At 57.0% G+C, this 19,599-nt stretch carries 20 protein-coding genes, 1 tRNA gene and 1 riboswitch; of the genes, 7 read left to right on the top strand and 14 right to left on the bottom strand.

Annotation, left to right across the window (positions count from 1 at the left end; translation table 11 throughout):
- Nucleotides 1-8 precede the first annotated feature (8 nt).
- Entirely contained in the window at nucleotides 9-983 is a 975-nt protein-coding gene (locus tag E1180_RS17365; RefSeq protein WP_283404535.1) for an Hsp33 family molecular chaperone, read from the top strand.
- Between the two features lie 212 nt (nucleotides 984-1,195).
- On the opposite strand, the gene E1180_RS17360 is transcribed toward E1180_RS17365, so the two are convergent.
- On the bottom strand, nucleotides 1,196-1,837 hold the full coding sequence (locus tag E1180_RS17360) for an alpha/beta family hydrolase (RefSeq protein WP_155193000.1): 642 nt from the start codon (nucleotides 1,835-1,837) through the stop codon (nucleotides 1,196-1,198).
- Nucleotides 1,838-1,953: 116 nt separating this feature from the next.
- On the opposite strand from E1180_RS17360, the gene E1180_RS17355 reads away from it, so the two are divergent.
- Complete coding sequence (locus E1180_RS17355) at nucleotides 1,954-2,817, top strand: sterol desaturase family protein (RefSeq protein WP_155192997.1); 864 nt, start codon at nucleotides 1,954-1,956, stop codon at nucleotides 2,815-2,817.
- Here E1180_RS17355 and E1180_RS17350 read toward each other — a convergent pair.
- On the bottom strand, nucleotides 2,774-3,571 hold the full coding sequence (locus E1180_RS17350; RefSeq protein WP_155192995.1) for a transporter substrate-binding domain-containing protein: 798 nt from the start codon (nucleotides 3,569-3,571) through the stop codon (nucleotides 2,774-2,776). The genes E1180_RS17355 and E1180_RS17350 overlap by 44 nt on opposite strands.
- Before the next feature lie 143 nt (nucleotides 3,572-3,714).
- On the opposite strand from E1180_RS17350, the gene E1180_RS17345 reads away from it, so the two are divergent.
- Nucleotides 3,715-5,556, top strand: a complete 1,842-nt coding sequence (locus tag E1180_RS17345; protein ID WP_155192993.1) for a glycosyltransferase — start codon at nucleotides 3,715-3,717, stop codon at nucleotides 5,554-5,556.
- A 27-nt stretch (nucleotides 5,557-5,583) separates the two neighbouring features.
- Here E1180_RS17345 and E1180_RS17340 read toward each other — a convergent pair.
- Nucleotides 5,584-5,657 (bottom strand) — tRNA-Gly (locus tag E1180_RS17340).
- A 246-nt stretch (nucleotides 5,658-5,903) separates the two neighbouring features.
- On the opposite strand from E1180_RS17340, the gene E1180_RS17335 reads away from it, so the two are divergent.
- Nucleotides 5,904-6,695, top strand: a complete 792-nt coding sequence (locus E1180_RS17335; RefSeq protein ID WP_155192991.1) for an ion transporter — start codon at nucleotides 5,904-5,906, stop codon at nucleotides 6,693-6,695.
- 28 nt (nucleotides 6,696-6,723) lie between these two features.
- Here E1180_RS17335 and E1180_RS17330 read toward each other — a convergent pair whose 3' ends face one another.
- From E1180_RS17330 to E1180_RS17315, 4 genes are all read right to left on the bottom strand, one after another.
- Nucleotides 6,724-7,278: a YigZ family protein gene (locus tag E1180_RS17330; RefSeq protein WP_155192989.1), complete on the bottom strand. Its 555-nt coding sequence runs from the start codon at nucleotides 7,276-7,278 to the stop codon at nucleotides 6,724-6,726.
- Nucleotides 7,279-7,281: 3 nt separating this feature from the next.
- Nucleotides 7,282-7,956, bottom strand: coding sequence for a DUF2161 domain-containing phosphodiesterase (locus E1180_RS17325; protein ID WP_155192987.1), 675 nt, complete (start codon nucleotides 7,954-7,956; stop codon nucleotides 7,282-7,284).
- 102 nt (nucleotides 7,957-8,058) lie between these two features.
- Nucleotides 8,059-8,586 carry a DUF4760 domain-containing protein gene (locus E1180_RS17320; protein ID WP_155192985.1) on the bottom strand — a complete coding sequence of 176 codons (528 nt, stop codon included), beginning with the start codon at nucleotides 8,584-8,586 and terminating at the stop codon, nucleotides 8,059-8,061.
- Between the two features lie 65 nt (nucleotides 8,587-8,651).
- On the bottom strand, nucleotides 8,652-9,782 hold the full coding sequence (locus tag E1180_RS17315) for a 2'-deoxycytidine 5'-triphosphate deaminase (RefSeq protein ID WP_155192983.1): 1,131 nt from the start codon (nucleotides 9,780-9,782) through the stop codon (nucleotides 8,652-8,654).
- Nucleotides 9,783-9,908: 126 nt separating this feature from the next.
- A riboswitch (SAM riboswitch) is annotated at nucleotides 9,909-9,988 on the top strand.
- Between the two features lie 45 nt (nucleotides 9,989-10,033).
- Between E1180_RS17315 and E1180_RS17310 the strand changes: the two genes are divergently transcribed.
- On the top strand, nucleotides 10,034-11,233 hold the full coding sequence (locus tag E1180_RS17310; RefSeq protein WP_155192981.1) for an O-succinylhomoserine sulfhydrylase: 1,200 nt from the start codon (nucleotides 10,034-10,036) through the stop codon (nucleotides 11,231-11,233).
- Nucleotides 11,234-11,293: 60 nt separating this feature from the next.
- On the opposite strand, the gene E1180_RS17305 is transcribed toward E1180_RS17310, so the two are convergent.
- On the bottom strand, nucleotides 11,294-11,902 hold the full coding sequence (locus tag E1180_RS17305; protein ID WP_155192979.1) for a CDP-alcohol phosphatidyltransferase family protein: 609 nt from the start codon (nucleotides 11,900-11,902) through the stop codon (nucleotides 11,294-11,296).
- Between the two features lie 150 nt (nucleotides 11,903-12,052).
- Here E1180_RS17305 and apaG point away from each other — a divergent pair, with 150 nt between their 5' ends.
- Nucleotides 12,053-12,454 (top strand): Co2+/Mg2+ efflux protein ApaG, encoded by a 402-nt coding sequence (gene apaG, locus E1180_RS17300; protein WP_283404536.1) that lies wholly within the window; start codon nucleotides 12,053-12,055, stop codon nucleotides 12,452-12,454.
- Nucleotides 12,455-12,576: 122 nt separating this feature from the next.
- Here the strand turns inward: apaG and E1180_RS17295 are convergent, their stop codons facing one another.
- The 3 genes from E1180_RS17295 to E1180_RS17285 all read right to left on the bottom strand — a co-directional run bounded on the left by E1180_RS17295 (nucleotide 12,577) and on the right by E1180_RS17285 (nucleotide 14,908).
- A complete protein-coding gene (locus E1180_RS17295; RefSeq protein WP_155192976.1) occupies nucleotides 12,577-12,996 on the bottom strand; it encodes a hypothetical protein in 420 nt (139 codons plus the stop codon).
- A gap of 148 nt (nucleotides 12,997-13,144) precedes the next feature.
- Entirely contained in the window at nucleotides 13,145-14,227 is a 1,083-nt protein-coding gene (locus E1180_RS17290) for an alpha/beta hydrolase family protein (RefSeq protein WP_155192973.1), read from the bottom strand.
- 309 nt (nucleotides 14,228-14,536) lie between these two features.
- Nucleotides 14,537-14,908, bottom strand: coding sequence for a tellurite resistance TerB family protein (locus E1180_RS17285; RefSeq protein ID WP_155193093.1), 372 nt, complete (start codon nucleotides 14,906-14,908; stop codon nucleotides 14,537-14,539).
- 372 nt (nucleotides 14,909-15,280) lie between these two features.
- Here E1180_RS17285 and E1180_RS17280 point away from each other — a divergent pair, with 372 nt between their 5' ends.
- Nucleotides 15,281-16,939 carry a lysine--tRNA ligase gene (locus tag E1180_RS17280; protein ID WP_155192971.1) on the top strand — a complete coding sequence of 553 codons (1,659 nt, stop codon included), beginning with the start codon at nucleotides 15,281-15,283 and terminating at the stop codon, nucleotides 16,937-16,939.
- Nucleotides 16,940-17,199: 260 nt separating this feature from the next.
- On the opposite strand, the gene E1180_RS17275 is transcribed toward E1180_RS17280, so the two are convergent.
- The 3 genes from E1180_RS17275 to E1180_RS17265 all read right to left on the bottom strand — a co-directional run bounded on the left by E1180_RS17275 (nucleotide 17,200) and on the right by E1180_RS17265 (nucleotide 19,415).
- A complete protein-coding gene (locus E1180_RS17275) occupies nucleotides 17,200-17,706 on the bottom strand; it encodes an aggregation factor core (protein WP_155192969.1) in 507 nt (168 codons plus the stop codon).
- A 133-nt stretch (nucleotides 17,707-17,839) separates the two neighbouring features.
- Nucleotides 17,840-18,748 carry a thermonuclease family protein gene (locus E1180_RS17270; protein ID WP_155192967.1) on the bottom strand — a complete coding sequence of 303 codons (909 nt, stop codon included), beginning with the start codon at nucleotides 18,746-18,748 and terminating at the stop codon, nucleotides 17,840-17,842.
- A gap of 19 nt (nucleotides 18,749-18,767) precedes the next feature.
- Complete coding sequence (locus tag E1180_RS17265; protein ID WP_155192965.1) at nucleotides 18,768-19,415, bottom strand: LexA family transcriptional regulator; 648 nt, start codon at nucleotides 19,413-19,415, stop codon at nucleotides 18,768-18,770.
- Nucleotides 19,416-19,599: the final 184 nt, after the last annotated feature.

Below are 19,599 nucleotides of genomic sequence, written 5' to 3'. Positions count from 1 at the left end.
TTAGCCAAGTGGCACTCAATTTGGATGATTTGGGCATTACGCCCGCCGGACTGGATGCGGTCCGGCCTTTTGCCGTGGAAGAACTGGATGTTCGTGGCCGCGCGGTTGCGCTCGGCCCGGCGCTTGAGAAAATCCTGGACCGGCATGCCTATCCGGAGCCCGTCTCGAGGCTTCTGGCGGAGGCCATCGTTCTGACCTGCCTGTTGGGCACGTCCTTGAAGTTCGACGGGCGTTTCACAATGCAGACGCAGACGGATGGCCCGGTGTCCATGCTTGTTGTCGATTTTTCGTCTCCGGATGCGATCCGCGCGTGTGCGACCTTCGATAAAGACCGCGTTGCCGAGTTGGAAGCCGCGCGCGGTGCAACGCCCGAGGCTTTGCTGGGACATGGGCACCTTGCGATGACCATTGATCAGGGGCGCCATATGCAGCGCTACCAGGGCCTCGTTGAGCTTGACGGGATTTCCCTGGAAGAAGTGGCACGCCGGTATTTTGAAAGGTCGGAACAGATCCCGACCGAAGTGCGCCTGGGCGTCGGGGAACTCTACACCCGTCAGGACGGTGAGGAAGCAGCTCACACCTGGACGGCTGGCGGTGTCCTCATCCAGTTTCTTCCAGAAGCTCCCGACCGTATGCGCCAGGCGGATATTGATCCGGGCGATGCGCCTGAGGGCGTGGTTCCGCATGTTGTTGATGAAGACGATGCCTGGATTGAGGCAAAGGCGCTGGTCGATACCATCAAGGATGTTGAGCTCACGGATCCTGAAGTGAGCGTGGAAATGCTGCTGTTCCGCCTGTTCCACGAGCGTGGCGTGCGGTTATTTGACCCTCAGCCGCTGGTCGACAAGTGCCGCTGTTCGCGTGAAAAGATCGAGGGCGTTCTGGCCAATTTCAGTGACGAGGAAAGGGATCATGTCCGGGTCGATGGAAAGATCGTCGTGACATGTGAATTCTGCAATGCGCGCTACGAGTTTGCGGACTGAAGACGGCGTGTTACGGAGACTTCCTGCCGGTCTTGACCGGCAGGTTGCACGGCACTGAGTTCAGAACACCGGTTGCTCGCCTGAGCAAATCCCATTCAGCTTTCGCTGTCTGACACGTTAGATTTCAATGCAAGAAGGCCAAGCGAACTGAAGTGGAATGGATGCGGCGCGCTCTGGAAGCCGCACAGTCTTCTGACCGTATGCGGTTGTCTCTAAAGACCTGCCGCAAACTGGGCCGCTGCTTGCGCGGCAGCTGTTATGTTCCCGTCAAGTGTTGCGGGCGACTTGCCGCGCGGGCCAAAATCGTGATTTCCGTCTTCGAGGTAAGTAACTTGGACATGATCCGGCAGGGTTACGGTCTCAAGCTCTGCCCGTGTCCCGAACGGGTCACGGTCGCCCTGAAGGATCATGGCAGGGCGCTTCGCCAAGCGCAGCGGGTCAAGTCTCCAGTCCGCGTCGGGCTTGCCGGTCGGATGAAAGGGATAACCGAAGCAGCATACGCCTGTGACACGGCCGGGTAGGGACCCGCCGCCCGCCAGCATGGCTGCAACACGTCCACCCATGGATTTGCCGCCAAGCAGGATTGCGCCATCGGTCTCCTGCATGAGCGTCTGGAGAGCCGTCTGGAACTCAGAGATCAGTTTCTCGGCTTTGGGAGGCGGCCGTTTTGCGCCGCCAGTGCGGCGTCCGGCCATGTATTGAAACTCAAACCTTGCGACCGCGATGTTTTCCGCTTTGAGAGCATTCGACAGCTTTTCCATGAAAGCCGAATCCATCGGTGCTCCGGCACCATGCGCCAGCAGAAAGGTGGCGGCGGCAGGCGCCTCCGGTTTGCTCCAAAGAAAGTGACTCATGCTGCGTTGATCCGTCCCGGGCGTTCCGACTTATAAAGAACTATGTTTGCATCGTGGCCTACTGCTGGAATCGGGCCATGGCAAGAGCTTGAACGCGGTAAAGATGATGAGAGCGGATGTTTGAACAGATAGACATCAACCATATCCGGATGGCGTGTTTTGGCGGCATCTTCTTGGTCATGGCGTTGATCGAAGCCGGATTGCCGAAGCGGGAGCTCCAGTCCGGACGCCTAAAGCGCTGGCCAACCAACTGGGGATTTATCCTTCTGGATTCCATCCTTGTGCGGTTGATCTTCCCAATCGGCGGTGTCGGATTGGCTCTGTTGGCGCAGGAAAACGGTTGGGGTCTTTTTGGCGTCTTCGGCTGGTCCGGTTGGGTGGCCGCGATCGCAACATTCATTGTCTTGGACCTTGCGGTCTGGTTTCAGCATCTGGTGTCTCATAAGGTTCCGCTGTTTTGGCGCATGCACCGGGTTCATCACGCCGACAGTGAGGTCGATGCAACAACCGCCCTCAGGTTCCATCCTATCGAGATCTTGCTGTCCTTCATGTGGAAGGGGGCTGTGATCGTTGCGCTCGGTGGACCGGTTGAAGCGGTTTTGATCTTTGAAATCGTCTTGAACGGGGCCGCTGTTTTCAATCACGCCAATGCAGCTTTACCGGCTTGGCTGGACCGGGGATTGCGCTGGTTGATCGTGACACCCGACATGCACCGTGTTCATCATTCAGCGCGGCCTGAAGAAACGGATTCCAATTACGGGTTCAATTTGAGCATCTGGGACCGGGTGTTCGGCACCTACGTCGCCCAGCCGAGGGACGGGCATGAGAAAATGGAGATTGGCCTCGGGCCGGAATGGACGGCAAAGGCGCATCAGCTGCCTTTCAGTCTCTGGATCCCCTTCATGAACAGCGGACCGGCCCCGGATGGCGAACCGGTCAATAAAAGCTCATCGGGAAATAGCGGAGATACAGCTCCTTGAAAACGCCCTTGGTGTGGATCTGCCGGAGCGCATAGTTGAGCGCAGTGGCCCGCTCTGGATCATCGGGCCGGGTTGCAATGGCCATACCCTCATCGAAATGGCCCGGTTCCAGCCACGGCCCGCCAGCAAAACTGCAGCATCCGTTCGCAGCTTCACTACGAAGCCAGAAGGACAGGTTCAGACCGTCGCCAAAATGCGCGTCGGCGTCTCCTGAGCGCACCAGGGCACGGGCTTCCTGAGCTGTTTCAGCGGGAATGATTTCGGCTTGCGGCCAGAACTTTTTCGCAAAAGCCTCGTATCGCGAGCCGCGTTCGATTGAGATCGAGACGCCTTCAAGATCCTGCTCGTCAAAACGTGATGCAGCATCTGTTTGAACCACAAAGCGTGCGGGGAGCTTGAGATAGTCTTCTGTGTAGTTCAGTTCCCCGGCGCCGGGAGACGATCTCGATAGCCCGGCGATGATCGCATCGCCTTCTTCTTCATCAAGGGCCGGCAACAGGACCTCGAAGTCTTTGATCTTGAGGGCGCATGAACTGCCGAGTTCTTCACACAGCGCGCGGGCCAGATCGACGTTGAAGCCGGTCAACCGGCCTTCCGGGTCCCGGAACACGAAGGGCGGATAGCCATCCGTTGCAAGGAACTGAATTTTATCCGGAATGGATGCTGGGCGGTCATGGACGGCTTTCGGGTCCCAGAAGTTCGGGACCGTTACCGGCGCTGATTGTGCCGTTGCCGGATTAATGGTTGCAACCATAAAAGGAATCATAAATAGTAATGCAATAAAAAGTTGCGTTATCTGACGTTTGCGCCAAATGGGCAGTATTGCCCGGTCAAGTGTTTTGACGTTGGCAATGGTCTGGTTCCGATAACTGCATTTTCCGTTGGGGGAGTTTCGGAATGCAGGAAGGTTTGCCGGAAGTTTTCGAAGTCCTGTTATCACGAGGTGTTCCCGAGCCGGTATTGCGGACGGCCTGTTTAGCCGCTGCACGCGATGGAATGTCACCGGCAGAATATCTCGCCCGTCATGCGCTTGTCAGCACCGAAAGTCTTTACAGCGCCTTTGCCGAGTGCTGCGGCGTTCCATATCTTCCAGACAAGGGCTTCCGCTTCCAAACCGTGAATGACCGTCCGTTGACCATGAGCGATGGGGATTGCGGACCTGCTGTCGTCTCGCTCTACAAATCCAAGGCGGTTTATGCAATTGCACCGGAGATTTCGCAATTTGAGGCTGTCCAGAACCATCTTAGAAAACATCCGGACTTTGCCCTTCAGATCCGGATCGCCTCACCAGAGGGTGTGCGCTATGCCACATCCATCCTGAATTCGCCCTCCGGTGAACTGGAGAGCCGTTTTCCGGAGTTTTCCGCAGGCAGGACCCGGTGGCCCGTTGCAATTCTTCTACTCCTGTGTGCGGTGATTGTGTCCAGAGCATTGACTGAAATCGACCTTGGCATGCTTCTTGTCGGCATTACGGGTCTTGGGACTTTTGCCTGCGCGTTTTCAGGTGTCGCGCGTCTCGTAAGCGTGTTTCTGTCATCGCAGGATCAGCTTCATTATACGTTGCCGGAGCCGCTTCGAACCGGACACATCGCCTGGCCGAATTATTCTGTCTTGGTTCCGCTTTATAAGGAAGCGGGCATCGTGCCTGAGCTTGTAGAGGCGCTGTCCCAGCTAAATTACCCGAAGGACCGGTTGCAGATCCTGCTTCTGGTCGAAGAAGGGGACAGGGAAACACGCGAGGCTCTTTCACACCGGCTCCCGGCTCATTTCCGGGTTATTGTGGCGCCGCATGGCCATCCGCAGACCAAACCGCGCGCCCTCAGCTACGGTCTTGCGCAAGCCACCGGCGAATTCATCACGATATATGATGCAGAAGACCGGCCCGATCCCGACCAGCTGAAGAAAGCGGCGCTGTTTTTTTCCCTGTCCGAAGATCTGGCGTGCCTCCAGGCAAGAATAGCGATCGACAATGCCAATGAGAGCTTTGTCTCCCGCCAGTTCGCGCTCGAATATGCCTGCCTCTTTGACCAGCTGCTGCCATGGTTTGGCAGGAACCGTTGGCCGTTCCCGCTTGGGGGAACGTCAAATCATTTCCGCAAAAGTGCGCTGGATGCTGCTGGCGGCTGGGACAAGTACAATGTGACGGAGGATGCAGATTTAGGTGTCCGCCTTGAACGGATGGGCTTCCGGATTGGAATTCTCACAAGCGATACACGTGAGGAAGCGCCAATATCCGTCAAGGCATGGCTGGCCCAACGGGCGCGCTGGCACAAGGGCTGGATGCAGACCATCGCCGTTCATGGCCGCCATCCAGTCCGGCTTGTCAGGGACTTGGGTATTATGCGCAGCTCGGTTCTCGCAGGTTTGTTTCTCGGCACCTTTTTGCTGATTGCCCTTCATCCGGTGTTTTTCCTGATGCTGGTGTCCTATGTGGCAGGGCTTCAAAGCGGGCCGTTTGCCTTTTACCAGAATCCAGTTTTGCTGACGGCGCTGATCGGGATGGCAGGCATTGGCTATTTCGGGGCCCTGATTGCGCTCGTCGTGGGAGGTTTGCGGCGCGGCTATGGCATCCGGATATCGGATCCTCTGGGCGTTCTTGTCTATTGGATGCTTTCAGGCGCCGCGTTTTACCGGGCCCTCTGGGGTTTTATGTTTAACCCGCACCACTGGAACAAGACCGAACACGGCGTGTCCAAAACACGGCAGCGCGTAGCTTCCCGGCCACCGCCGGAAGGATAGCGTGCAAAGGATTGTTCGGAGGGTAGGTGGAGCGGGTGAAGGGAATCGAACCCTCGTCTTAAGCTTGGGAAGCTTCTGCTCTACCATTGAGCTACACCCGCATCGGCCGTCCTTAGGGCATTGGGCGCTTTGTAAAAAACCCAAAGATGCTTGAACACTCCATATCCGATCAGCTTTGGGCGGTCAATCTGCTCCCACATCCTGCTGCACGTCGACCTGTTTCCGCGGGCGGCGCAACCATTTGTCTGGGGGAATGCAACACAAGGCTTGCGCTTGACCAGACAAATCGCCATCTTCCGGCGCGCGCCAAGGCAGATTGCGAGCAGCTACTCAGGACAGGTCGACGCATGCGGGAAAATATCAAGGCTCTGGTCACATCGCGCCAATGGGAAAGTGTCATCATTGGGTTGATCGTCATCAACGCGATCACGCTGGGTCTGGAAACAAGCACCCAAGTCATGGACGCTATTGGTGTTTATCTGGTCGCATTCGACCGCTTCATCCTCGGGGTGTTTGTTGTTGAGATCGCACTGCGCCTTATCGCACATGGTTTCAGGTTTTTCCGGGACCCCTGGAGTGTCTTTGATTTTCTTATTGTCGCGATTTCGCTTTTGCCGGCGAGCGGACCATTGTCCGTCATGCGGGCATTGCGGATCCTCCGCGTCTTGCGCCTGATCTCGGTGGTGCCGTCGCTGCGCCGTGTGATCGGCGGCTTGATGGCTGCTCTGCCTGGCATGGGGTCGATTGTTGTTCTGATGGCGCTGGTTTTTTATGTGTTTGCAGTCATGGCGACCAAGCTGTTTGGAGCGGCCTTTCCGGAGTGGTTCGGTGATCTTGGCAAGTCCATCTACACGTTGTTCCAGATCATGACCCTTGAAAGCTGGTCCATGGGGATCGTGCGGCCCGTCATGGAGGTTTATCCCTACTCCTGGCTGTTCTTCGTCCCCTTCATTCTGTCGACCGCGTTTACGGTGCTCAACCTGTTCATCGGTATCATCGTTTCGGCGATGCAGGAGGAGCACGAGGCCGAAGCGGATGCCGACCGCCGGGCGATCCACACCGAAGCCGAACACATCCTAACGGAAGTCCAGGCACTGCGAAGTGAGATCAGGGACCTGCGTCAGCAACTGGACAAGTAGCAAGCAGGGTATCAAATGAGCTCGTGACCTAGGATTTGATCTTTGCAAGCAGCTCTTCTGGGCCTTCAATGGTGACATGCACGCCCGTTTCGGAAAAATCGCGCGTGACCACCGTCAGATCCAGCGCTGAGATCTGCTGTTCGAGGTCCGACCCTTGCGCGAAATTTACATGGACCGTCTTCTGCGAGAGTTTCTGGAACGGTACGAGCGCCGCTTTTCCGATTGCATCCTGGGCCGCGCCTGAATAGGCCCTTGCCAATCCTCCGCCGCCCAGCTTGGTGCCGCCAAAATAGCGGACGATAAGCACGGCACAATTTACCAGCTCAGCACCCTGGAGAACGCGCAGCGTCGGCATGCCGGACGTCCCGGCCGGTTCGCCGTCATCCTTGCCGCCCTCGTCGATCCGGCCGTCTTCAAGCAGGCGCCGGTGCGCGGTCACGATGTGATTGGCTTTCCGGTGATCCTTGCGCAAGCTTTCCAGGCAGCTGTCAAAGGCATCGATTGGAACGAGATGTGCCAGAAACCGGGATTTCCGGTCTTCAAGATAGCCTTCACTTGGCTCATGAACTGTCATCAAGGCCATGGCTTAAGTCACCAATTCCTTGGATGCTGGAAGGGCATCACGGCCTTTGGGTGTCAGCGCGTAGACACCGCGTTCCACGCGTTCGAACCAGCCATAATGATCGTCAGCCATAATACGGGTTGCGCGTCCCACGCCGGTGGCGGCAGCTATTTCCGCACCGCGGCTGTTTCCGTTTTCGCTCAGATAGACGGCGCAGCGCAGGGCGTCTTGCCGGTAAGCGGTCATGATTGTCGTTCGGGTCGAGCCGCCTGTGTTCGGGTCTCCGACGCGTCTGGAAAACTCGCGCAATAGGCGCTCTTTGCGGGGTTTTGATTTGAGCGGTTGATAGGGGGCGGGATCAATATGAACTTCGACGAAGCTGTCGGCAAGCCGCACTGTCAAGAGGCCAAGGCCGAGCCGTCGCGCAAGCTTCATATTGTTCTTCAGCGCTGATTGAAAGCGGGCCCCGCTTCCGCGGGCTACAGCGACATAGACAGCATCCGTGATGGTCTGGCGGGCGATTGCCTGATGAAAAAGGTCCAGCGAAAACCCGGTTTTCAGCTCAACGATCACCGGATCGTCATCGCCCCGGCAGGCAACAACGTCAGCGGACGCGACTTCCGATTTTACATCATAGCCCTGCTTGGTCAGGAACGCCTTGACCGGTGCATAGAGTTCAGTCTCGAGAATGCGGGGCATTCGAACTGTAATCTTGAGCTGTCATAACCGCAGTTTTGAGAGCGGTGTAATTCAAAATTTTGGTTGGCCTTTTGTCACTGTATGCTCCTTATAAGCCACAAACTAAGTGTCTCTATAATGGGTTTCAACCTTTAACCACTTGTTGTTCAGATCAATAAGATGCGTGAAGTGAGATCGAGTGATGCCGATTTGATCGGCCCGGTCTTCTCGCAGGAACTCACTGCAGACTTTTTTGAACCATGCGTCCAAATGATCTCGAGCGATCTCTTCTATGTAGAGCCCTTGTTGGACCCCAATTGCGATTGCATCCAGATGGTTGAGCAAATTGATGATGTCGCGCTGGTGCGCTTTCATATTCGAATAGTCGGTCCCGTTGGCGCTGGCGTCCCAAATCCGCGCCGTTGACTGATCCAGTATGGGGTCTGTGTCAAGAAGCCGGCACGCTTCTAGTGTTTTCCATTTTTGATCGCGGCGATTCTGTTCAATTGCTTGCTGAGCCAACAGTCGCGTCTGCTCTGCAGCGGCGCGGCTTTGCACACGAATTGCCCTTAACTGCCAGATGCCGAACAACGCCAGCACCCAAGTTGCAACAGCTCCAGCGACTGCCGCCCATTCTCCAATGCTCGGCATGGTACCCCACCCCCCGGTCTGGCCAATAAGGTGAGTAGGGAATTTGAGTGTAGCTTTGTCAATAACTACTTCTGGGTGAAATGCTTCGACAGCTTAAGGGCCTGCCCCTGATAGTTTGAGCCGATGCCTTCGCCGTAAAGCCGCTCCGGACGTTCCGCCATGTTCTCATAGACCAGTCGGCCGATGGTTTGGCCGTGCTCCACGATGAAGGGCACATCGTGGGAGCGGACCTCCAGCACGGCCCTGGAGCCAATACCACCAGCACTCGCATGGCCAAAGCCGGGATCAAAGAAACCGGCATAGTGGACGCGGAACTCGCCCACCAGGGGATCGAACGGCACCATCTCTGCGGCATAGTCCGGCGGAACATGGACCGCTTCTTGACTGACCAGGATGTAAAAAGCATCGGGATCAAGGATCAGTTCGGCATTTTGCCGACGGGTGATCGGTTCCCAGAAGTCCAGCGGATCCTGTGCGCCGACCTTGTCAACGTCGATCAGGCCGGAGTGATGTTTCGCCCGGTAGCCGATCAGGCTTCCAGGCCCGTTGCCCTGAAGGTCGATTGACAGCTGAACGCCTCCGCCGATGCGCTCATTGCCGCCACTCATCAAGGTTTGGGTTCTGTGAATGTCTTCCAGGTCCGCATCCGGGATCAGGGACTGGCCCCGGCGGAACCGGATCTGGCTCAGTCTGGAGCCCGTCCGGGCCAGAATTGGGAAGGTCAGCGGCGAGATCTCGGCATAGAGCGGCCCGGTATAGCCTGCCGGGATCGTGTCAAAGGCAATACCATTGTCCGTAATAACACGCGTGAAGACATCCAGCCGTCCGGTAGAGCTTTTGGGATTGGCCGTTGCCGAAATGTCGGGCCGCAGTGCGAGGCTTTCCTGAAGCGGCACGATATAGACACAGCCGGTCTCCAGGACAGCCCCGGCTGTAAGGTCGATGGTATGCAATTTCAGCCGGTCAAGACGGTCGGCCACCTTGATATCCGGGCCGGGCAGAAAACTGGCGCGAACGCGGTACGCTACCTCGCCTAGGCGCAGGTCAAGACTGGCGGGCTGGATCTGTCCGTCGACGGGTGCCCGCGCTGCCTTGATCTCTCCGGCAAAGAACATTTCCTGAATGATGCGTTCAGGAAGAATTCCTTCACCTGTGAGCAGGGCGCTGCCAGCTTTGTGCGATGTCGATCCTGTCATCAATAGATCCTGTCAAGTTTCACTATCGTCATTAGCCGATGGAAAGCCTGAGGCCAACAGCATTTGTTACGAAGTCCCGGGCTTGTCCGCCAGAGATTGACCTGTAAATCCTTTTCGCTTAGGAAGGAGCGAACTCGTGGTGATTTGGGCCGGCCGGCTTGCAGCCACGTTAAACAAGTCGCTAAATAGGCCGGAGGTGCAAACCCCGGTCTTCACGGCTGGGGTTTTTTGCGTTTGGAGCGAACTGAAACATGACTGGCAACAACAAGACCGGAGAAAACAATTGGCGTCCGGCAACCGCCCTCGTTCACGGCGGTACAACACGATCGCCCTTCGGTGAGACCTCGGAGACGATCTACCTGACACAGGGCTTCACCTACAGCGGCGCCGAAGCTGCCGAAGCCCGGTTCAACGGTGAAGATCCGGGCTATGTCTATTCGCGCTACGCAAATCCCACGGTCTCCATGTTCGAGAACCGCATCAAGATGCTGGAAGGCGCTGAAGCCGCGCGGGCGACCGCAAGCGGTATGGCGGCCGTCAATCTGGCGCTCATGGCATCGGTAAAGGCGGGTGACCACATCATTGCAGCAAAAGCCCTGTTCGGGTCCTGCCGCTATATTTGCGAAACGCTGCTGCCGCGGTTTGGTGTGGAAAGCACGCTGATTGATGGGACCGACATCGATCAGTGGAAGGCGGCGGTCAAGCCGAACACCAAAGCCCTTTTCCTCGAAAGCCCGACAAACCCGACGCTTGAGATCATCGACATTGCCGCGGTTGCCGAGATCTCGAAATCAATCGGCGCCCGCCTGATTGTCGACAATGTTTTTGCAACGCCGATGTACCAGTCCCCTTTGCAGCTGGGTGCGGATGTCGTCGTCTATTCGGCGACGAAGCATATCGATGGACAAGGCCGTTGCCTTGGTGGTGTGGTCCTGTCGGATGAGGAATGGATCACCGAAGAAGTGATGCCGTTCGTCAAACATACCGGCCCGCATATGAGCCCTTTCAGTGCTTGGGTCCTGCTCAAGGGGCTTGAAACCCTTCCGCTCCGGGTTGCCCAGCAGACAAGCAGCGCAAGCAAGATCGCGGATTTTCTGGTCGGCCAGCCAAAAGTCGCCCGGCTGATTTATCCCGGCCGGGATGATCACCCTCAAGCGGATGTTGCCAAACGCCAAATGCGCGCAGGCTCGACCATGCTGGCACTTGAAATTGAGGGCGGCAAGGAAGCAGCATTCCGGTTCGTCAATGCGCTGGAGCTGATCAAGATCTCAAACAATCTTGGCGATGCGAAGAGCCTGATTACCCATCCGGCAACAACCACACACCAGTCCATCGGTGAAGAGGCCCGTGCCGAACTTGGTATTTCCGACGGAATTCTGCGGTTCTCGGTTGGATTGGAAGATCCGCAGGATCTGATTGAGGATATCGAAAAGGCGTTGTCTGTTATCTGAGCGGGACAATCAAAAACCATATGGCTCCGGTCTGCGACCGGAGCTTCGTGCCGCCAGAGATCATGCGCGCAGCGCACTCACACCGTTGAAGATCCTCGCACCGGCAGACACCGTGCAGACCGCTGCAAAGCCCCAGGCAAGAACCGGAAACCAGCCGGGCAGCAGCGCCATCAGCAGGAACAAGGCAATCGTCTCGGCACCTTCCGCCAGGCCACTGATGTAAAACAGGGATTTTTGTCCCTGTGCATCGGTCGATAATCCGCGCTTTTCCGCCATGACGGCAAAGGCCAGAAACGCTGAACCGTTGGCATAAAAACTGAACAGAAGCGCAGCTGCTGCCAGTGCGTTGGCCCCCGGGTCATGGATGGCAAAGGCCAAAGGGATGGCGCCGTAGAAAACGAAGTCCAGGGTTATGTCCAGATAGCCGCCGCTATCGGTCTTATCCGTGTGCCGGGCAATTGCCCCATCCAGACCATCGGCAAGGCGGTTGAGAGCGATCAACAGGAAACCGAGCCAGAACAGCCCGGCCGCGACTGACACAGCAGCGGCTATTCCCAGTGCAAAACCGCCGAGTGTCATCGCATTTGCCGACACGCCGCGCCGGGCGAGAAGCTGGCCTGCACGGTTTAGAGGCGGGTCGATAAGCGGGCGTAATCGGGCATCAAACATGAAATGGACAGCTGCTTCGTTTAACGGTATGTCGCGGTATTGCGCAAATCGGGCGGTTCCGGCAAGCAACTCTCTTTCACGCTTGTGTCAATCGCCTTATAAGCCTTTGCCGAACACTGCAGGCTTAGCAACACACTTGAAGGAATAATCGTGTCGGGCAGTTACCGCGCCACCACAGAAGATATCGTTGTTACGGTTGAGCCATATTACCTGGACGATGAATCGAAGCCGGATGAGGGCTCCTATGTCTGGGCCTACATGGTCGAGATCCATAATGGGCAATCGCAACCGGTTCAGCTGATGAAGCGGTATTGGCGGATCACCGATGCTTTGGGCCGTGTCGAGGAAGTCAGTGGCGAAGGCGTTGTTGGCGAGCAGCCCGTCATCGAGCCGGGTGAGACGTATGAGTATTCGTCGCTCTGCCCGCTTCAGACTGATTCCGGGATCATGGCCGGGGCCTACTATCTGGAACATGCTGACGGGTCGGCTTTTGAAGTCAAAATCCCCGCATTTTCGCTGGATTTGCCGGACGCGGTTCACAGCCTGAACTGAGCGGCACTGTCCGCCCGGAGTTAGATCAGCCGGTTATAAACTGGAACCGAATGACCGCTAATGGCTGACAGATTGTGGAATGGCTCAGAAATTTCGGGCGTTTCTGACAAATGTCCGATGCTCTAAGTACTGAGCAGTCCAGCGATAAAACCGAGATTGATCCAGAGGATCCATTTGCGCCGGTTGAATGCGGTCAGGAGCGCCACAAACAGGGCAGCGAAGACCACATAAAGGGCAAGGCCTGTAAAACCGGTGCCGAGCACGATTGCGAACAGATCGGGATCCCTGTTCTTGGCGAGCGCAAAGTGATCGGTTGCGAACATGACCAGCGAATCTGCGGCAACACCGAAAAGCCAGCCGGCAAACGCAATCATCATGCGGGCCCCCCAATTCGCTTTTGACGTGAATGCCTGACTGCGTGCGGTCCGGATTTGCCGGGGCTGATAGGCCCTCAGTTTTATGTCGCGGCGCCGCCGCCGCAGTGGACGCTCCAGTCCCGAATAGTCGCGCAGATGCCGGTTATAGGTGCCTTGCCTGTACAAACTGTGCCCCGCATTGATGTGATGAACACCTGAGCCAGTCGCATGCGCACAGCCCTCTTTCGGACATAGGCCAGCCGGGTTTAGAGATTGGTATAAAGAACAGTCTGTTTTTTAGTCAGTTTGTATGGAACCGGTATCGGAAACTGGGTCAGCCGCCGGTCATGGTAGGCGTGTGGCCAGGCGCCTGAAGTGTCCATGAAAGGATTTGGTCCAAAGCGCCGGGAGCGTAGGCGTTGCGCCCCGACAGGACAAACCAAGCCTGGGTCCAGATCGGCATTTCATCCGGCAGTTGGTAATTGAAGGGGTCTGCCTTCAATAACCCGTGTGTCGCATTGGCAATGACAACAGTTTCAGTGCTTGCGCCGCCCGCTGCCAGAAGACGCCGGTACTCTTGAGGATTAAACTCCGGATCGACATTCAGGTCATGTGAACCATGGATCGTTAGGAAGGGTTTCCGGACCTGCCGGAGCGTTTCGCTCGCATCGGAATTCATGTTCTTCCGGACAAAGTTGAAACGGTTTTCGGACATGGGCTGCCCTTTGCCGTCAAACGACGACAGGTATGCCTCATAACTGTGTGCTGACGCCTTAATATCCCGGTTTCGCCGGGTTTCTTCCGCGATGATCTGCTCGATTACACCGTCTGAAACGCCCTCTTGTTCCAGGCGGATGCGTGTAAAATAACTGCCTTGCCGCAGCCAGTTCACCGCGCCGCCGACGAGAATGAAATGGGACGCGGCTGTTTCCCGAAGAGCAAGGCCGGGCAAGACCCAGCCGGCTTGTGAAAAGCCGAGAATGCCGATGCTGGCGAAACGGTTGTCCGGATGGCTCGACAGTTTGGTGACCGCTTGGGCCGCCAATTCGCTCCGGTCTTGCATCGAGTAGTCGAGCCAGTTTCCGGAGCTGGCCCCGATGCCGGGTTTGTCCCAGGAATAGACAGCGATGCCATTCTCCAGAAGCACACGCATGAGTGGGAGCAGGCTGCCACCCGCGTACCGGTCCTGCGGTCCGTCGCCATGTACAAGGACCAGAAGCGGCGGATTGTCTTCATGGGGCAAATGAAGAGTGCCGCTGATGGTCGCGCCGCCATGCGGGAAGGATATGTTTTCAGACTTGAAACCGGCGAGGTCAAAGTCCGAAACATTTGTGAGGAACAGAAGACCGGCACCAAACAAAACGATCAGCGAGATGGCCCCAGTGAGCCAGAGCAAAGCGCGTCGGAAAATTTTCATAAAACCCTGAGGCGAAATTTATATAAGTTCAACGTACGCGATGTGGGGTGTCTCGTGGTGTTTCGCAAGGTCGAACGTGCTGATGAATATCCTGTCGACGCGCCGTCAAAGCCAACGGCGATGGTCCGGCTGCGGTTGAGAGCAGCCGGGTCCAATCCGAAAGCGGAAATAGGGGAGATCACAACATCGGGCGTTGTGAAAGAAACGCCCAAAGATGCTCAACCAGTCAACCATTGATCAGCTATCGGCGTCAGGGTCTGAGCTTACATCAGGTCCGGTTTACCGCCAGCTGAGCTTATGTCTGTGGATCTAATGCCTGCGGTGCCGTGCGATGGCGCCCCGTTCAATTGCGGCGACTGTAAGTTTGTCCAGACCGAAGCGGTCCCGCAGGAGCTGGAGAACACGGAGTTCTTCAGCTTCAATGTGCAGATCGGCGGCCGCGACCTCGACACCGAGGGCGTAAGCGGTGTCGTAGAACTTGGACGGCAGAATATCGCCGACCAGTTCGAGCACCAGTGAGAGCCCATTTTCCTCTTGCAGAATATCTCCGCAGCGCTGGGCGGCTGGGATGACGTTCCGCTCGTCGTAGTTTTCGAATACGGGAAGCGTCTTGATCATATCACCGATCGAGGCAAGTTCGCTGTCGGTCATCGCGTTGTCCGAGGCGGACACGATCACCATGACATAGATGAGGGCTTCTTCAATACTGATCGGGTCTTGTCCGGTCACGCTTAATCTCCACGCGCAAGATAACTCTGTTGGCTTCGGTGTAATCGGTAACCAAGGAAGCTTCAAGTCACGCGAGATGAGGGGCTTCTCAGGACGGCCGCCAAAACTGCCAAAAGCTGAACGATGGTGAGTAGGTAAAGGCTTTTGTCGCCGTGCACCTGAACGCTGAAGGCTCTGGAGCGGCAAATTCGGACTGATTTTGCGCCGAAGCGGCAATTGACGGCGTTCGCCCGCTTTTCTAGTGTCGCGCCGCAGCAATCGGTGATATTGCGCTTTTGGCACCCGTTTGCCGCTTATTCCAAACAACCGAAAACGATTAGAAACATGACCGACCAATCCCTGACTCCGCTTGACCTTTCGCAAGAGTTTATCGAGGCGGCCCGGACTTCAAAGGCCTGGCCGTTCGAGGAAGCGCGAAAACTCGTCAAACGCGTCGAGAAGCGGGATTCGTCGGTGCCGGTCCTGTTTGAAACCGGCTACGGACCATCGGGCCTGCCGCATATCGGGACCTTCGGCGAGGTTGCCCGCACGACCATGGTGCGCACCGCCTTCCGGCTGCTGACTGGAGACAAGATCCCGACACGCTTGATCTGCTTTTCCGACGACATGGACGGTATGCGTAAGATACCGGAAAATGTACCGGACCGGGCAGCGCTCGAACCCTATTTGCAGATGCCTTTGACGGTTGTTCCGAACCCTTTCGGCGGAGAATATGAAAGCTTCGGCCATCACAACAACGCGATGCTGCGCCGGTTCTTGAACACATTCGGCTTCGATTACGAGTTCATCAGCGCCACCGAATATTACAAGTCCGGTCAGTTCGACGAGATTCTTCTGCGCGCCGTCGAGCGGTATCAGAAAATCATGGACGTTATGCTCCCCACACTTGGGGAAGAGCGTCAGGCGACCTATTCGCCGTTCTTGCCGATCTCGCCAAAATCGGGCCGGGTTCTTTATGTTCCGATGAAGAACGTCGATGCCAAGGAAGGCACGATCACCTTCGACGACGAGGATGGCACAGAGACCACGCTGTCCGTGACAGGTGGGAACGTCAAACTGCAGTGGAAGCCCGATTTCGGTGCCCGCTGGGCCGCGCTTGGTGTTGATTTTGAAATGTTCGGCAAGGATCACGGGCCGAACATGCAGGTCTACGACAAGATCTGTAAGGTTCTCGGCGGTGTTGCGCCGGAGCACTACGTCTACGAGCTTTTCCTCGACGACAAGGGCGAAAAAATCTCAAAGTCCAAGGGCAATGGTCTCACCATCGATGAATGGCTGACCTACGCGCCGACGGAAAGCCTAGCGCTTTACATGTTCCAGAAGCCACGGACCGCGAAGAAGCTGCATTTCGACGTCATCCCGAAAGCGGTTGATGAGTACTACACCTTTGCGCAGAAATTCGCGCAGATGCCGGTCGAGCAGAAGCTGGCGAACCCGGCATGGCACATCCATTCCGGTGCGGTTCCCGCAATCGACATGCCGGTGCCTTTCGCAATGCTGCTCAATCTTGTGTCGGCGTCCAATGCGGAAAACAAGGACGTGCTCTGGGCCTTCATTTCCCGTTATGCACCGGGTGTCACGGCTGAAACGCATCCGCATCTTGACGCACTGGTCGGCTTTGCGATCCGGTACTTCGACGACTTCGTCAAGCCTTCCAAAGTGTTCAAGGCGCCGGATGATGTAGAGCGGGCCGCCCTTGAGGCGCTGGATGCCAAATTGGCAGCCCTTGCCGAAGGTGCCGATGGAGCCGCCATTCAGGACGAGGTCTTGTCGGTTGCCCGTTCAATCGAGCGCTATCAGGACCACAACAAGAAAAGCCCTGACGGTGGCCCAGGCGTCTCTGTGACTTGGTTCTCAGCCCTTTATCAGCTGTTGCTCGGACAGGAAAAAGGTCCGCGCTTCGGCTCGTTCGTCGCTCTATACGGGATCGCGGAAACCCGCGAGATGATCCGCAAGGCGTTGGCGGGCGAGCTGGCTGACTAGATCAGCGGGCGGCAAATCGGGATAGATTTATACCCGAAGCTGATCGATTGTGAGGTGGTCGAGCATCTTTGGGCGTTGCAAAAAAACGCCCGATGCTCTGGGCGAAGCTACTTCCCTGAGAGGCCTCCGGCAGCCGGAAAACGGCTGCCGTTTTTGTTTGGCACGTGTCGCATTAATGTGAATTCATCTCGTGCCGTCTCTTGCGTTGAAATCATTGAATTCAGAAAGTTGAAGACGACACCGGTAAAATGCAATGTGCTCTAAGACACGCAGTCCGTCATCTTGAGCGTTGCGACAGCATCCGGACCGAATGCCGCTTCGGATCGCATGCCATCGCGCAAGGCGACGACCTTCGCGCCTGTTATCTCGCCATTCGATACTGTGATTTCCCGGTTCTGCACAGTGTCATCGACATCGATGGTGAAGGAGATTTTCTCAAAAGTCCGGAGCCCTTTCACATCCAGATCAATCCGGTTGTCACCGTCTTTGACTTCAGGAAGGGCAGACAGATTGCCACGCCCGTCGGTGATCTCGAACGGCTGAAACACCTGAACGCCGGCTCCGCTGGACGTGGTGTCGAAGATCAGGCCATAGGGAGACGGCTTGAGGTCTATGGTGACGGTCATCGGCCCGCTGATGTCGCAGCCGCCTGATGCTGAAATCGTGAACCGGTCCTTTGGCGCGCCTTCGTCAAACCGGACGCTCAGGTCCGCAAGGGCAGGCACAGAAACCGTGAGGGCAATGCCAAGTGTTGCAATCATCCGCATGCTGATCTCCATCATTCTCCGATCAGCATACGCGTGGCCGGAGACCGCGGTTTGCAATCGGCCGATGACATCCCGGAGAATCTGCACTTGCCCCCGTGGCCGACCGTGACGCTTATACCGGGTCCAGACCGCGTCAATTCGGGCTTATGTTGAGGTTTTGCAGATCACTTGGACCCGGGATACTATCTACCGGCCCAGCCTCTGTTTCCGGGGTGGTGCGCAAGCTCCATTCGACGATCTCAGGCTCCAAGTCTGACAAATCAGGCAGATCTGGCACATCCTGGGTAGACCAGGCAGGTTCGGGGAGCTCCGCGAGCCATTCCGACTGCCACTTTCCAATCTTCTTGGCCCGGGCTTCCTCTGCCAGGATTTGGTATTCTTGCGGGGCGTCGTCTGTAGGATCCGCCCAGCCGTAGCGCACAAGGCGCGCGCTCAGGTCAATGGACCCGCGCTGGCATGTGGCAAGGATTTTTTGTGGCTCAAGGTCTTCAATCTTTTCGCAGGTAATCTTGAACTGCCGGACAAGGCCGCGCAGGAAGGTTCTGGCCCGGACCCCGCAAGGCCAGGACCCGCCCAGCCGCGAGACGCAAGTTTCATCGGCGGCAAGCGGGGTGATGTGCGCCAGTTGGATCAAGAGGCGCTCCGAGAGGATGTGCCCCGCATCCGGAACCTGAACCCGGACGAGTTCCAACGGTCCGTCCGGTATGGGGTCTACCGGCGGGTTCTTCAGTTCCAGATACCGCTCAGAAGGCTCGATCCGGGTCAAGCTGCCGGTCACTTCCGGTGCGGACACGCCTTCAGGAGACACATCGCGGATAGCATCCGGCAGCGGCGCCTGGCTGGCGGCCGCCGTTTCATCGTCAGGGGCCTGTTCTGCGGAGTTCGCTTTGACGGCACTTGAAAGCGTCTGCTGTTCCGCCGGAGCAGGGTTTGTCTCCGCGTTGCTTTTGACCTCGGGAGGCTCTGCCAGCAGCAGCCAAGCCACACCGCCGCTGAATGCTGTGACCAAAAGGACAGGTGCGATGAGAGAGCGGATCGACATGAAACCGGACCCTTGGAGACTATTGGCTGGCCCAAATAATACGGGCAGTCCACTCAATTGCCGAGTGGGCAACCGTAAGCGATTGGGGGTTGTCCCCGATTGTTCTGAAAACCATGCCCTGAGGCGTGCGCTGCGATAAGGTATAGACCGAGAGATCGGACTTGCTGGTTTTCACGACCACGCGGTCGCCCTTGCGCGTCGCAATGCTTGGATCTGCGATAATGATGTCGCCTTTTCGGTAGAGCGGCAGCATCTCATCGCCGGAAACCTGGAGCGCGAACTCGCATTTGGATGGGGCCAGAAAGCTTGTCAGCCGTGTCCAGCTTGCGCCGGTGGGCCGTCCGCTGGTGTCAAAGGCCTGTTCCCCAACATCCTTGAAGCCGGCCATTGGTACGCCGGGAAGCTCCATAGCCGTCTGCGCGGGGCCGGCGGCCCCAGACCGTTCAATCCGCGCTGCGAAGCTCTTCAAGCCTTCGCCAGTTGCGTCGAGGATCTTGGCTAGCGATTCCGTTGATGGCCATCGTGGGCGTCCATCCGCAGCAACCCGCTTGGACCGGTTAAAAGTTGTCGGATCAAGCCCGGCCCGGCGCGCGAGGCCGGAAGGTGTCAAACCGTTTTGAGAGGCCAGTGCGTCAATAGCCGCCCAGACTTTTTCATGCGACAGCATGGATGCCAGCCTCCCGTGAAGGTGTCAGACAGGAATAAATGCCTTTGCCGTGAATAGGAAGTCTGGTTTTTTCCTGCGGAAAATGCAAACCGGCAGGCGATAAGCCCATGGCCTTGCTTGCTGTTGGCGAGTGTCGCCGTTACCGTCCGGCCGGGAACCGGGCAGCTGTTCAGCAAGCTCCGGC

The sequence above is a fragment of the Roseibium denhamense genome, assembly GCF_009711415.1.
GTDB lineage: Bacteria > Pseudomonadota > Alphaproteobacteria > Rhizobiales > Stappiaceae > Roseibium > Roseibium denhamense.
The sequence above is the reverse complement of the archived record's forward strand: the minus strand, read 5'-3'. Positions and strand labels throughout refer to the sequence as shown.

Coding starts and splice junctions, on each gene's coding strand:
- E1180_RS17355 (WP_155192997.1), top strand. CDS start 1,954: ATGTTTGAACAGATAGACATCAACCATATCCGGATGGCGTGTTTTGGC.
- E1180_RS17265 (WP_155192965.1), bottom strand. CDS start 19,415: ATGCTGTCGCATGAAAAAGTCTGGGCGGCTATTGACGCACTGGCCTCT.
- E1180_RS17320 (WP_155192985.1), bottom strand. CDS start 8,586: ATGCCGAGCATTGGAGAATGGGCGGCAGTCGCTGGAGCTGTTGCAACT.
- E1180_RS17330 (WP_155192989.1), bottom strand. CDS start 7,278: ATGGCCTTGATGACAGTTCATGAGCCAAGTGAAGGCTATCTTGAAGAC.
- E1180_RS17305 (WP_155192979.1), bottom strand. CDS start 11,902: ATGTTTGATGCCCGATTACGCCCGCTTATCGACCCGCCTCTAAACCGT.
- E1180_RS17310 (WP_155192981.1), top strand. CDS start 10,034: ATGACTGGCAACAACAAGACCGGAGAAAACAATTGGCGTCCGGCAACC.
- E1180_RS17275 (WP_155192969.1), bottom strand. CDS start 17,706: ATGCGGATGATTGCAACACTTGGCATTGCCCTCACGGTTTCTGTGCCT.
- E1180_RS17280 (WP_155192971.1), top strand. CDS start 15,281: ATGACCGACCAATCCCTGACTCCGCTTGACCTTTCGCAAGAGTTTATC.
- E1180_RS17345 (WP_155192993.1), top strand. CDS start 3,715: ATGCAGGAAGGTTTGCCGGAAGTTTTCGAAGTCCTGTTATCACGAGGT.
- E1180_RS17350 (WP_155192995.1), bottom strand. CDS start 3,571: ATGGTTGCAACCATTAATCCGGCAACGGCACAATCAGCGCCGGTAACG.
- E1180_RS17285 (WP_155193093.1), bottom strand. CDS start 14,908: ATGGTGATCGTGTCCGCCTCGGACAACGCGATGACCGACAGCGAACTT.
- E1180_RS17325 (WP_155192987.1), bottom strand. CDS start 7,956: ATGCCCCGCATTCTCGAGACTGAACTCTATGCACCGGTCAAGGCGTTC.
- E1180_RS17335 (WP_155192991.1), top strand. CDS start 5,904: ATGCGGGAAAATATCAAGGCTCTGGTCACATCGCGCCAATGGGAAAGT.
- E1180_RS17315 (WP_155192983.1), bottom strand. CDS start 9,782: ATGACAGGATCGACATCGCACAAAGCTGGCAGCGCCCTGCTCACAGGT.
- E1180_RS17360 (WP_155193000.1), bottom strand. CDS start 1,837: ATGAGTCACTTTCTTTGGAGCAAACCGGAGGCGCCTGCCGCCGCCACC.
- E1180_RS17290 (WP_155192973.1), bottom strand. CDS start 14,227: ATGAAAATTTTCCGACGCGCTTTGCTCTGGCTCACTGGGGCCATCTCG.
- E1180_RS17270 (WP_155192967.1), bottom strand. CDS start 18,748: ATGTCGATCCGCTCTCTCATCGCACCTGTCCTTTTGGTCACAGCATTC.